This window comes from Tsukamurella paurometabola DSM 20162 (genome assembly GCF_000092225.1).
GTDB lineage: Bacteria > Actinomycetota > Actinomycetes > Mycobacteriales > Mycobacteriaceae > Tsukamurella > Tsukamurella paurometabola.
Genome location: NC_014158.1, coordinates 433,885 through 446,250, shown reverse-complemented (window position 1 = coordinate 446,250; position 12,366 = coordinate 433,885). Strand labels below are relative to the sequence as shown.

The 12,366-nt window shown below is 71.1% G+C and carries 9 protein-coding genes; 5 read left to right on the top strand and 4 right to left on the bottom strand.

Features of this window, described 5'->3' with window-relative positions:
- Positions 1 to 5: 5 nt before the first annotated feature.
- Entirely contained in the window at positions 6 to 896 is an 891-nt protein-coding gene (locus tag TPAU_RS02055; RefSeq protein WP_013125105.1) for an SMP-30/gluconolactonase/LRE family protein, read from the bottom strand.
- Positions 897 to 954: 58 nt separating this feature from the next.
- The gene (locus tag TPAU_RS02050) at positions 955 to 1,692 is read right to left on the bottom strand and encodes a hypothetical protein (protein WP_041944250.1); all 738 of its coding nucleotides are present in this window, start codon (positions 1,690 to 1,692) and stop codon (positions 955 to 957) included.
- A 148-nt stretch (positions 1,693 to 1,840) separates the two neighbouring features.
- On the opposite strand from TPAU_RS02050, the gene TPAU_RS02045 reads away from it, so the two are divergent.
- From TPAU_RS02045 to TPAU_RS02035, 3 genes are read left to right on the top strand one after another with little or no spacing between them, the layout of a single operon-like run.
- Positions 1,841 to 2,335 carry a universal stress protein gene (locus tag TPAU_RS02045; protein WP_013125103.1) on the top strand — a complete coding sequence of 165 codons (495 nt, stop codon included), beginning with the start codon at positions 1,841 to 1,843 and terminating at the stop codon, positions 2,333 to 2,335.
- Positions 2,336 to 2,372: 37 nt separating this feature from the next.
- Positions 2,373 to 2,573, top strand: a complete 201-nt coding sequence (locus tag TPAU_RS02040) for a DUF2613 family protein (protein WP_013125102.1) — start codon at positions 2,373 to 2,375, stop codon at positions 2,571 to 2,573.
- Positions 2,560 to 6,828, top strand: a complete 4,269-nt coding sequence (locus tag TPAU_RS02035; RefSeq protein ID WP_083773748.1) for an alpha-(1->3)-arabinofuranosyltransferase — start codon at positions 2,560 to 2,562, stop codon at positions 6,826 to 6,828. The genes TPAU_RS02040 and TPAU_RS02035 overlap by 14 nt, the downstream gene beginning before the upstream one ends.
- On the opposite strand, the gene TPAU_RS02030 is transcribed toward TPAU_RS02035, so the two are convergent.
- Complete coding sequence (locus TPAU_RS02030; protein WP_013125100.1) at positions 6,794 to 8,008, bottom strand: acyltransferase family protein; 1,215 nt, start codon at positions 8,006 to 8,008, stop codon at positions 6,794 to 6,796. The genes TPAU_RS02035 and TPAU_RS02030 overlap by 35 nt on opposite strands.
- Before the next feature lie 157 nt (positions 8,009 to 8,165).
- On the opposite strand from TPAU_RS02030, the gene pgfA reads away from it, so the two are divergent.
- Positions 8,166 to 9,497 (top strand): cell envelope lipid trafficking protein PgfA, encoded by a 1,332-nt coding sequence (pgfA, locus tag TPAU_RS02025; RefSeq protein ID WP_013125099.1) that lies wholly within the window; start codon positions 8,166 to 8,168, stop codon positions 9,495 to 9,497.
- Here the strand turns inward: pgfA and TPAU_RS02020 are convergent.
- Positions 9,427 to 10,626: a hypothetical protein gene (locus TPAU_RS02020; RefSeq protein ID WP_013125098.1), complete on the bottom strand. Its 1,200-nt coding sequence runs from the start codon at positions 10,624 to 10,626 to the stop codon at positions 9,427 to 9,429. The genes pgfA and TPAU_RS02020 overlap by 71 nt on opposite strands.
- A gap of 30 nt (positions 10,627 to 10,656) precedes the next feature.
- Between TPAU_RS02020 and TPAU_RS23680 the strand changes: the two genes are divergently transcribed.
- Entirely contained in the window at positions 10,657 to 12,336 is a 1,680-nt protein-coding gene (locus TPAU_RS23680; protein ID WP_013125097.1) for an MmpA family trehalose lipid delivery protein, read from the top strand.
- Positions 12,337 to 12,366: the final 30 nt, after the last annotated feature.

Below are 12,366 nucleotides of genomic sequence, written 5' to 3'. Positions count from 1 at the left end.
GCCGGCTACGGGGTGAGCCGCAGCAGCTTTCCGCCGAGCGTGGTCGCGTAGAGCGACCGTGGGTCCCACCCCGTGCCCCGCCCGAACCGCACCGAGGTCACACCACGATGACCGGCATCGATGGTGCAGAGCGCACCCGTTTCCGGATCCAGCCGCACCACCTTCCCGGGAAGGTCGAGCGTGGCGTAGACGGCACCGTCGGGCCCCACGGTGAGATCGTCGGCGAAGTTGGCCGGCCCGAGCCCCGGGACGGCGTAGCGCCGCGGCGCGGCGGGGCGTGCGGGGTCGATCGCGTACAGCCCGGTCTGGGCGGAGGTCGCCGTCGACGCCCAGAGGCGACCCGAGGCACCGTCGAACCAGAGTCCGTTCACCGACTCGCCGCGCAGGGCGAACGAGGTGGGTACGCCGCCGCGAGCGGAAACGACGGTGCCCTGCTTTGGCCCGAGAACCGTACTGGTGACGAATCTTCCGTCAGGGAGCGCAGCCAGGCCGTTCGGCATCGTCAGTCCCGCCGCCCAGGTGCGCACGCTCGCCGTGCCGGGGTCGAGCTCGGCGACGGTGCCGTCCGTCGCGCCGAACAGACCCGACGGTGCGCTGTTGGCGGTCGTGACGAACACCCGGCCGTCGCGGATCACCAGGCCGCCCGGATTGGGCAGATCGGCCAGGCTCGCCAGCGTCGCCGGCGAACGACCCCGCAGCACTTGCCCGCGGCCGGTGACCGCGTTCTGCTTCGAGACGTACACCGCCCCGGCACCGTCGAAGGCGAGATTCTCCAGGGTTCCCATACCGGAACGCAGCACGCTGGAGGTCCAGCCGCCGCACACGGGAACAGGCGTCGCAGACGCCGCGGCCGGGACCACCAGCGCGGCAGCGGCGGCCAGGACGGTGGCGGTCACCGTAGCCGGGCGAATTCGATTCAGTAGCACGGGGAGCAGTCTTGCAGGCCCCGAATGATCAACCCTTGGCGACCTTGGCGACGGATGCGGTGAACAGCTTGTCGAACAGGGCCTGATCCGGCTCACCCGTCATACCCATGACCGTGACCGAGACCGCGTATCCCCGCACCACCGCGATGCCCATGAGCGTCTTCTGCGTCGACCGCTCACCTCCGGACATGGTGGCATCGGTGTCCTGCCGCAGGACGACGGCGTCCGAAGCCTCGCTGGTGGGCGCGTCCTGCACGGTCGTGCGGGTCTCGGTCGTGACCTGTTGCCCCTGCACCTGCATCCGGGCCGACATCGCATTGCACTTCCCCGAGAAGTTGGCGCGGAACTTGGCGAGATCGGGCTTCTCGGTGACGACCGTCTCCGTGGCGGCACCGGTATCGGTGCTGCCGGCCACCATCCCCAGTTGCGTGACGTCGAGCTTCTTCGTGGCATCCACAAGCGCGGTGGCGGAACCGCATTCGGCCGGCGTGATGGTCGACGTGGACGCGACGCCGGACATCTGATCGATGCTCGCCCTGATCTGATCATCGGTGACCGGGACCGCCGTGATACCCGGGGGCAGCTCGGATGCGGTGAGCACCAGCTCCTTGACCGGCGTGGTGATCGGCGCGGCCGCCGGAGTCGACGGCGACGCACTCGACGGCGATGCACCCCCGCCCGACGAACCGTTGCACGCGGCCACGAACACCCCCACCGTGACCAGTCCTACCGCCGCCCCGAACCGTCGCTGCCGCATCTCCATCATCCCCCGATAATTCGTGTCGAATAGTGAAATCCGAATCTACAGGGCGCTCCACCGGCCGCACCCCGAAACACCTTCTTGCACTGTGCAACAACAGGGTTTAGGCGTAGGCTCGGGGTATCAGGAAGCCGAGAACATCGAGGTGATCCGTATGACTGCCCCCGTGAAGGTTCTGATCGCGTACGACGGCACCGAGTCCGCGCAGCGCGCTGTGAAGTACGCCAGCAAGGTCCTCGCGCAGGGCCGCGAGACAGAGGCCGTCGTGGTCACCGCGTGGGAATCCACCATCCATCAGGCGGCCCGCTTGTCCGCCATGTCGGGCGTCGCCGGGGCCGGCGCGGCGGAGACCGCGCTCACCCGCGAGACCGATGTGGTGCACACCGAGGCCAAGCAGACCAACGCGGAGGGTGTCGAACTGGCCCGCGCCGCGGGATTCACCGCGCGCGGCGAACTCGTCGAAGTGGCGACCACGGTCTGGACCGCGATCATCGGCGCCTCGGACGCCGAGAACGTCGATGTGATCGTGACCGGCAGCCGGGGCACCACCGGTCTCAAGGCGCTGTGGCATTCATCGGTGTCCGAGCACGTACTCCGCGGCTGCAAGCGGCCGGTGATGATCGTGCCCTCGGGCGTCCCGGAGCTGTAGATCCGGGCACAACGCTCGGACCTGTAGACTGCCCTGCATGGACCGCACCACGATCATTGCCAGCGCCACCGCTGCGCTTGCCGGCATCGTCGTCGCCGTCGCTCTCGCACTGGTGAGCGGCGCGGCCGCCGGCCAGTCCACCCCGTCGACGGACATCAACACCGTCTCCAAGGACAAGGGCTTCATCGAGGGCTCGTCGAACTACGGCGCGCGCGACGACTCGGGTGCCAACAAGTAGCGCCCAGCTCCGCACCGAACCGCTCCCCCGCCGTGCCGGCGTGTGGGCGTTCGTCGCCCTTCTGGCGCTGAGCTTCCTCAGCTCACCCGGCAAGATCGTCGCCGATACCAAGCTCGACCTCACCGCGAATCCCCTCGGCTTCCTGGCCCGCGCCGCCAACGTCTGGTCCAGTCAGTCCCCGCTCGGCCAGGTCCAGAACCAGGCCTACGGCTACTTCTTCCCGCACGGGAGCTTCTTCGCCCTCGGGCAGGTGCTGCACGTCCCACCCTGGATCACACAGCGGCTGTGGTGGGCACTGCTGCTGTTCGCCGGATTCTGGGGCATCGTCCGGCTCGCGGAGGCCCTGAACACCGGGTCGCGCGGCTCGCGGATCGTCGCCGCGGCGGCCTTCGTCATCGCGCCGCACGTGCTCACCACGCTCGGCGCGATCAGCTCCGAGACCGCTCCGGTGATGCTCGCACCGTGGGTGCTCCTGCCGCTGGTCCAGATGGTGCAGGGCCACGATGCGCCGCTGCGGAACCTGGCGGCTCGCTCCGCCGTCGCGGTCGCTCTCATGGGTGCGGTCAACGCCGTCGCCACCGGCCTGGCCTGCGCCGTCGCCGCGCTGTGGTGGTTGCTGCATGTGCGCTTCGGGGCGGGAACCCGCAGGTTCTGGACGTTCAGCGCCTGGTGGACGGTGTGCGTGGCGCTCGCCACCACGTGGTGGATCGTGCCGTTGCTCATCATGGGCCGGGTCAGCCCACCGTTCCTGGAGTTCATCGAATCCTCGCGCGCCACCACGCAGTGGGCATCGCTACCGGAGGTGCTGCGCGGCACCACGTCGTGGAGCCCGTTCATCTCCGACGAGCGCGCCGCCGGCGCCATGCTCACCACCACGCCCGCCGCGGTGGTGGTCACCGGCCTGCTCGCCGCAGCTGGTATCGCGGGCCTGACGATGCGGCACACCCCCAAGCGCGGCGTATGGATCACGGTGTTGTTGGTGGGGCTCGCGGGGATCGGCGCCGGCTATGCCAGCGGCCTCGGCTCCCCGGTCGCCGAACCCGTGCGGGTGTTCCTCGACAGCGTGGGAGCCCCGCTCCGCAACGTCTACAAACTCGAGCCGTTCCTGCGGCTGCCGCTGGTCTTCGGTATCGCGCACCTCCTGGCCCGGGCGCCGCTGCCCGGCACCGTCGATCTCACGCGGGTTCGTGCGGCGATCGCGCATCCCGAGCGCGACCGGGTCGCCGCCGGTGCGCTCGCGGTGGTCGTGGTACTGACCCTGGCCGGGGGTATGGCCTGGGCGGGCAAACTCGCGCCGCGCGGTCCGTACCAGAAGATCCCCGATTACTGGGGCCAGGCCGCGGGCTGGCTCGCCGATCACGCCTCGGGCACCGCCCCCGGGCAGGCGCGTGCCGAACGGGCACTGGTGGTGCCGGGCGCACCGTTCGGCGCCCAGTTGTGGGGCCTCACCCGCGATGAGCCGATCCAACCGCTGGCCGAGACCCCCTGGGCTGTACGCGATGCGATCCCGCTCAATCCACCCGGCGCCATTCGGGCTCTCGACTCGGTGCAACGCTTGTTCAGCGCCGGCACCCCGTCGGCCGGTCTCGCCCCCACATTGCGGCGGCAGGGCATCGGCTACCTCGTGCTGCGCGCCGACCTCGATCCGGATACCTCACGATCGGCGCGGCCAGCGCTGGCGCGTGCCGCGATCCTCGGCTCCCCAGGCATCACCGAGGTGGCCCGCTTCGGCCCGGATACCGCGCCACCGACGGTGAAGAACGTGACCGTGGATTCCGGTCTGCGCCCACCACTTCCAGCGATCACCATCTACCAGGTCGACGACCGGGACGTACCGGCGGGGCCGTACTTGGCCGACCTTCCAGACATACCGCGCGTGGCCGGCGGCCCCGAATCTCTGCTCACGCTGCAGACCGATGCGGCTGCCGCGGGTCGCCGGGAGATCGGGCCCGCGTTGCTCTCCTCGGACGCCGCCGCGGCGGGACTGCCCGCCGGGCCGACCACCGTGACGGACACCCCCAAGAACCGCGAGACCGACTACGGCCGGGTCGATGACCACAGCTCGGCCATCCGCAGCGCGAGCGATCCGCGACGCACCCTCAACCGGCTACCCGACTATCCCGTGACCGGCGCCGGCCTGGTCGACGGAGAATGGGACGGCGCCACGGTGAGCGCATCGAGTTCGGCCAGCGACGCCACGCAGCTCGGCACCGTGCTTCCCGGCGCTTCGCCCGCCGCAGCGGTGGACGGCGACAAGGACACTTCGTGGGTGTCCTCCGGCCTGGATCATGCGGTGGGTCAATGGCTCCAGTTCGACCTGCCGCGCGCCCGCGAGGACCTCGCCGTCACGGTGACCGTGGGCCGCGCACTCGGCCCCGCGGTGACCCGGCTGATGATCTCCACCGAGGCCGGCACCGTGTACTCCGACCCGGTGACCGCCGGTACACCGATCACCCTGGTGGCACCCTCGGATTCCACCCGCTGGTTACGGATCACGGCCGCCGAGACCGCGAACCGCTCGTGGGGAAACCAGTTCGCGATCTCCGAGGCCCGCCTCACCGATGCCCGCACCGACACCACCATCCCGGCACGCCACGATGTCGTCGTGCCCGGCACCGGACTCCAGCCCACGCGTTGGGTGTTCGGTCAGGACACCATGGGGCGCTCGGGCTGCGTGGTGACGCCCGGCCCGGACGGCCGCGACGGCCCGGTGCAGTGCGCCGATATCGCGATCGGTCCCGAGGAGCCGGGCGCGCTGCGGCGCACCGTCAACGGTCCCGGCGCCCCGGCCGTGACGCCCACGATGACCCTGCGGGCCCGGCCCGGACAAGCACTGTCCACACTGCTCGGTGCGCCGTCGGCACCGTCGTCGTTCGCGGACGCCGCCGTGGGCGACGGCCGGGGCAATGGCGGCGCCGCCTCGGACGGCGACCCGAATACGGTGTGGACCGCCCCGCAATCGTCCACCGATGCGACCGCACCGAAACCCGTACTGCGACTGCGCCTGCCCGCACCACAGCTCGTCACCGGCCTGACGTTGGCGCTGCCTCGCGGCGAAGCGCCGGCACGACCGACGCAGGTGGGCGTCGATCTCGGCACCGGCCGACAGGTGCGAGACATCGAAACCGACGCCGATACCGCCACTATCGCGCTGGAACCCGCGATCACCGATTCGATCGCGATCTCCCTGCTCGATTGGGACGAGCGGATCAACGTGAACACGCTCGGCTTCCCGGAGAAGATGGCGGCCGGGCTGGCCGATGTCTCTGCCCTCGGTCCCGACGGTGCGCCCGTTCCCGGCTCGACGCCCGCCTCCCCGGACCGTCCGGTGACGGTGTCCTGCGAGAGCGGACCGTCGCTCCGGATCGGCGACCGCACAGTGCGTTTCCGGATCGAGAGCACCGCCCGGTCGCTCCGCGACGGTGCGCCGGTCCGCGCGGTGCCGTGCGAATCCGGACCGCTTCCACTGCCCGGTGGCCGGCAGCAAGTGGTGGCCACCCCCGGCGATGCCTTCAGCGTGGAGACGCTGACGCTGGACACCCCGGAGGCTGCGGCTGCGACCCCCGCCGCGACCACCTCACCGCGGATCCAGAGTTGGACCCCGGACCGGCGAATCATCGCGGTCACCCATTCCGAGGTGGAGCGGGTACTCGTGGTCCCGGAGAGCCGGAACTCCGGATGGGCCGCGACCGCACCCGACGGTACGCCGTTGCGCGCGGTCACCGTGAACGGATGGCAGCAGGGTTGGGTGGTGCCCCCGGGAGTCGACGGCAATGTGACACTGCGCTATTCACTCAACGCCACCTACCGGATCGGCCTGTTCGGCGGGCTGATGCTGCTCCTGATCCTGGCCTCGCTCGCGCTCACCCGCGGCGCCCCGGCCGGCCGCGCGGAGCCGGTACAGGCCTGGCAGCCGGCGTGGGCGATCGCCGGACTCGGGATCGGCGCAGTATCTTTCGTACTCAGCGGCTGGCCCGGTCTGGCGATCTGGGCCACCACGGGCGCGGCGACCGCCGTGATCTCGCGGCTACAGGTATCGGAGGACCGTCGCGCAGCGATCCGGGTGTTCTGCGCCGCCGGATTCACCGCGGCCGGGATGCTGTTGCTGGCGACGGGGCCGTGGCACGCGGAGAGCGGCTACGTGGGGCACGGTCCGTGGCCGCAGGGGCTGGCGCTGGCCGGCATCCTGATCATGGCGTGGTCCGCGGTGCCGCCGCGGATCAGGGAGCCGCTTCCTCCTCAGCCTCCTCGATGACGGCATCCTGCGGAGCGGGCGCGAACCGTCGATGCTCGTACCGGGCGAGGGCGCGCCGAGCGGGCTCCTCGATCCAGGCGTAGCTGAGTGCGGCAACGGCCGCGGAGAAGACGACCGTCAGCGCGGTGACCTGCATCATCTTCCCGTTGAAGGCGAGGATCCCGAACAGCGGGAAGACAGCGCTGAGCACCACCAGATGCCAGATGAAGATGCCGTACGACCAGCGCCCCAGCGCGAGCATCGGGCCCGACCCGAGCCGCCCGGGCGGCGTATCGGACGGCGCCAGGACGAGCGGGGCGAGCAGCAGCAGTGCCAGCACTCCGCCCAGGGCCATGCGGGTGGCGAACTGCCATGGCGCGGGGGTGTCGAGGGTGACCGGGCCGCCGAGCGGGGTGACCACGACGGCGAACACGGCGACGGCGGCGGGCCAGCAGATCCGCCGGGTCGCGATCCGGCGCAGCGCCCGGTACCGGTGCGCCGGGGCGTAGACCACCTCGGCGAGCACGATCCCGGCGGCGAACCAGGGCACGTACGCGGGTAGCCAGTTGTGATGGTTCACCCCACGCGGCAGCGGCAGCGTGTCCCCTACCCAGGCCCAGCTGAGCGACACGGCGGCGGCGGCGAGCACCGTCGGGATGCGCCAGCGCGCGCGGGCACCGCGCATCCGCAGCAGGACGAGCGCCGCGATCGGCATGAGCAGGTAGAAGGCCATCTCCACCGACAGACTCCACATCTGGGTGAGCCCGTCGGTGAGCGAGAACGGCACGAAGACCTGGGTGAGGGTGAGGTTGGCGAGCCAGGTGGAACCCGAGGGCGGATCCGAGCGCGGCAGCAGCGCCAAAGCGACCACGGCCACCACGAGATAGGCCGGCAGGATGCGCACGATCCGGGACCGGTAGTACCGGCCGGTGTCGGGCCGCGGGGTGTGCGTCCACGCCGCGCGGGCGTGCGCCCGCCACAACAGGAAACCGGACAAAGCGAAGAAGACGGCGACGGCCATATCGAAACGACCCCACACCCGGCCCATCACGGAACCATCCACCTGACCGGTCTGGAAGGCGGTGTGGGTGAGGAGCACGGTGACGGCGGCACAGGCCCGCATACCTTCGAGAGCAGGCACGAAACCGGCAGCACCGGCCGGTGCTGCGATCGTGAAGTCGCTGGTATCGGGTCTGGTCATCGCTCCCGCAATCTACCGGGGGCATGGCGTGAGAGACCGGTCACCGCCCTCACCCCTGTTACGCTCGGGTACTTGAAAGGGGCACGTCACCCTCGTGCCGCCGTGGGCGCATGCAACCCTGCCTGCTCCCGCGCAAAGACCGTGAGGAGACTTTTCGATGGCGGAAGGCCGCAGCCGGCTCGCACGCGTTATCGGTCCGATCCTGATCTTCCTGGGCGTGCTGCTGATCACCTCCGCGATCGCGGGACCGGCGTACGTGGCCGGCAAGCTGAAGACGATCCCGCTCGATCTGGACGTCACCACCGTTGCCCAGTCGGTCAAGCCCGCTGATTCGCAGGCCGACGCCGAGTTCCCGGCGAAGTCGCTGGACCTGTGCTCGATCGGCAAGCAGCGCGCCGTGGTCAACGAGGTCTCGGTGAAGACGCAGACTCGCACCCTGGTGCAGTCCCCGTCGGACAAGTCGACGATGACCGTGCAGTCGGGCAGCTCGATGGTGATTCCGTCGATCAAGACCAAGGGCGAGCCGCGTCATCCGGAGCTGACGAACGCGAACAAGGGCGAGCGCCCGTGCGACGACGGCCTGGTGCAGGCGTGGGTCGACCGCGTCTCGCTGGACCGCGAGACCGGCGCCCCCACCGGGAAGACCTCGGAGACCGTGTACAGCCCGGGTGAGAGCGCCCCGGCCGTCAAGGTGGCCGACCGCAAGGGCCTGCAGTACCGCTTCCCGGCGGACACCTCGAAGGAGAACGGCAAGTACTCCTTCTACGACCTGATCACCCGCAAGAACGTCGCGCTCGACTTCGTCGAGGAGAAGGAGGTCAGCGGGACCAACACGCTGCGCCTACGCGGCTCGCAGGACTGGGTGGACATGTCGACCGTCCGGGACGGCAACGATCCGACACTCGGCACCGTGCTCACCATGCCCGCCGGTTGGTGGGGTATCGGCGGCGTCGATCCCAAGGACGACATCACCCTCAATCGCTGGGCGAAGACCGACGTCGAGCTGTGGGTGGACCCGAAGACCGGCATCATCGTCGATCAGTCGCTGCACTACACGCAGCAGTTCCGGCTCCCGGCACAGGTGGTCCCGAACACCCCGAAGCCGGTCCGCGACTTCAAGATGGACGTCTTCGATGCGCAGCAGCGCTGGGTCGACGACACCGTGCGGTCGCAGGCCGAGGCCGCGAAGTCGGAGCAGAATAAGCTCGCCGTCGCGAAGACCGTGGTGCCGATCGCCGGTGGCGTACTGGGCCTGATCGCCCTGGGCCTGGGCGGCTTCGCGCTGTTCCAGGGCCGTACCGCACCGGGTGGCAACGGCGGCGGTCGCCGGTCCGACGACGGCGCAGCCCCCACGCTGCCGCTGGACGACGATGCGACGGCCGCGGCGCCGACCGACGACGAGCCGGTGACGGAGGCGTTCAACGCCCAGCCGAAGCCGGACGAGTCGCAGACCGAGGCGATCGATCTGAGGAATCGCGACCAGCACTGACGCCGGTCACCAGTCCGACCACCATCACCGCCGCGGCCGCACACAGCGCCGCGGCGGTGATCATTTCTCCGACGGTGTGCGGCACCGTCAGCAGTACCGCCGCCTCCACCGCGAGGATCACCCAGGCCAGCGCCGACATCCGCGTGCGCTCGGTGGCGATGCTGTAGAGCAGCAGGCCCTGCAGCAGCGCCAGCAGAGCGCCCTGCGCGGCGAACAGCCACAGCCAGCCCTGCACGGCGCGGTACTCCTCGCCAGCGAGAAGGGTGGCCAGCGGGGCGGCGATGGCGGCCGCGGCCACGCACAGCACGCCCAGGCCGGACAACAGCGCGATGACGATTCGCAGTGCCGATCGGGACCGCTCCGGTGTGGCGAGCTGCGGGAAGAAGACCACGCCCACGGCCTGCGGCAGCCAGAAGGCGATCTTCGCGGCGACCGCGCCGAGCGCGTACGTACCGGCCGCCGTAGCGCCGAGCACCGGGCGCGAGAGCAGCAGGTCGAGCGAGGCGAACACCACGAGCACCAATTGCACCGAACTGGCTCCCAGAACGGCGCGGACACCTGCGTCGGCCTCTGCGTCGTGTCCCGCCGGGTTGCCCGCCAGGGCGCGACCGAGTGCGGCGGCGACCAGCGCGCCGACCGTGGTGCCGAGTAGCGCCGGCCCCACTCCCCACAGCAGGCCGGGCACGGTGAAGACGAGTTTGCCGAGGCCGGCCACGCCGAGCAGCAGCGCGAGGCGGCGGAATCGTCGCTCACCCTGCAGTAGGCCCTGCTCGACGGCGAGCAGCACGAGCGCGGGAGCCGCCGCGAGCGCCGCCGCGGCGGTTCCCACCCTGGTGTGCAGCCCCGCGGCCGCGAGCGGGGCGGCCAGGGCGGCGAGAACCGCGCTCCCGATCGCGACCCGATACCCCAGGCGACGCATCTGCTCGGCCCCGGCGCCCCGGACCACCTGCCGTGCGACGACGGTTTGCAGCGCCAGGGCGGGCACGGCGAGGATGAGCGAGAGCTGCAGCAGTGAGGCGAACTCGCCGTAGGCGGCAGGGCCGAGCCAGCGGCTCGCGGGCAGGTGCACCAGATATGAGCACAGGTTGGCCAGCATCGAGCCCACAGTGACCAGTGCCAACCCACTCACCCGGCCATTGTGTCAGTAGGCTCTTCTCCGATGAGATCGCGCGACGCGGCGCTGGCCGCCTGGTCTGCGGTCCTGGCGTTCGTGATCCTGGGACCACTGGCGACAGCCGGCCGGTACCTGCTGCTGCGCGATGCCGTCTCTACGCCGCGGTCGTATGTCACCGATGCCGCACTCGGGCTCGGTGGGAACGCCGCTCGCGCCACCCCGCAGGACTGGCTGGTCGCGCTCGGCTCGCACGTGGTCGACGGTGGCGTGCTGGTCACCGTGTTGCTGTTCATGGCACTGGTGGCGGCGGGCTGGGGCTTCGGCCGCTGCGCCCTCGCCGTGCTGTCGGCGGTGGGCCGCCCCGCCGGCCTCGGCGGCGGGCTCGCGGCGGCGACGGTGGCGCTGTGGAATCCGTTCGTCGCCGAGCGGCTGTTGCAGGGGCACTGGAGCCTGTTGGCCGGTTACGCCGCGATCGGCTGGATGGTGGTGGCAGGCCTCCGGCTGACCGGATGGCGGCAGGCCGGAGGTTTCGCCGCGGCCCTCGCCGCCGGCGGCCTCACCCCCACGGGCGCGGTGTTCGCGGTGATCGCGGGACTGGTCGTGGCGCCGCGGCGATGGGCGGTTCTGTTGGGGCTGTTCGTGCTGGCGGCGGTGCCGTGGCTGTACCCGTCGCTGGTGTCGGGCACCGGGGTGCGGGCCGACCCCGCGAGCATCAGTGTGTTCGCGGCCCGGGCGGAGCCGGGACTCGGCACTTTCGGATCGCTGCTCGGGCTCGGGGGCATCTGGAACAGCCAGGCCGTGCCCGACGGTGCGCCGTGGCTCTGGACCGTGTTCTTCGTCGTCCTGCTGGCCGGTGGGGCGCTGGTGCTGCGGTCGGTACGCACACACCCGCCGCTCGGGCGCCTCGCGCTCCTCGCGCTGGCCGCGGTGGTGCTGCCGACGCTGGCGGCGACGGGTCCGGGAGTGGCGTTCCTCGAGCATCTGGTGCAGGCGATCCCCGGCAGCGGACTGCTGCGAGACGGGCAGAAGTGGGTGGCGCTGGCCGTGCCGCTGTACGCGACGTGCGCGGCGGCACTGGTCGGGGCGGTGCCCGCGGTGGCGCGGCCGGGTGCCACCGTCGCGGCTGTGGTGATCCCGGTGGCGGTGCTGCCCGGGCTGGTGTGGGGCGTGGGCGGCGCACTGACGCCCACGAGCTACCCGGCGTCGTGGCGCCAGATCGCCGCGGAGGTTCCCGCGGACCAGGGCGCCGTCGCGGTCCTACCGCCGGGGATGTTCCGCACCTTCGCCTACGGTCCGGCGGCGCCGGCTCTTGATCCGGCGCCGCGGATGCTGCGAGCACCGGTGTTGCAGACCGGCGAGCTGCGCGTCGGCGGGCGGGCGATCGATCGGGTGCCCGGGGCGGCGGCGGCGGCCGAGGATGCGCTGGCCGCGGGCGGACCGGAGTTGGCCGGGCGGCTGGCCGTTCTCGGTGTGGGGTGGGTCCTGGTGGAGGCGGTGGTCATCGATGGTGCACAGGCCTTCCCTGCGGTGCCGCTGCCCGGATTGTCGCCGGTTGCGCAGACGCCGGCATTGCGGTTGTACCGGGTACCGGGTCGGATCGCCACGGTGGATGCACCGTCGCGGCTCCAACGCGGTGGCGCCTGGACGGCGCACATCGTGTGGCTGGGGCTGATGGTCGGTGGCGCAGGCCTTCTCGTCGCCCGACGGGGTCGCGAGCTCACCTGAGCATCCCCCTTGCCCGATTCGTCCCACACC

Excerpts from the sequence above, each read along its gene's own strand:
- TPAU_RS02050 (WP_041944250.1), bottom strand. The coding sequence starts at position 1,692 with ATGATGGAGATGCGGCAGCGACGGTTCGGGGCGGCGGTAGGACTGGTC.
- TPAU_RS02045 (WP_013125103.1), top strand. The coding sequence starts at position 1,841 with ATGACTGCCCCCGTGAAGGTTCTGATCGCGTACGACGGCACCGAGTCC.
- TPAU_RS02040 (WP_013125102.1), top strand. The coding sequence starts at position 2,373 with ATGGACCGCACCACGATCATTGCCAGCGCCACCGCTGCGCTTGCCGGC.
- TPAU_RS02030 (WP_013125100.1), bottom strand. The coding sequence starts at position 8,008 with ATGACCAGACCCGATACCAGCGACTTCACGATCGCAGCACCGGCCGGT.
- pgfA (WP_013125099.1), top strand. The coding sequence starts at position 8,166 with ATGGCGGAAGGCCGCAGCCGGCTCGCACGCGTTATCGGTCCGATCCTG.
- TPAU_RS23680 (WP_013125097.1), top strand. The coding sequence starts at position 10,657 with ATGAGATCGCGCGACGCGGCGCTGGCCGCCTGGTCTGCGGTCCTGGCG.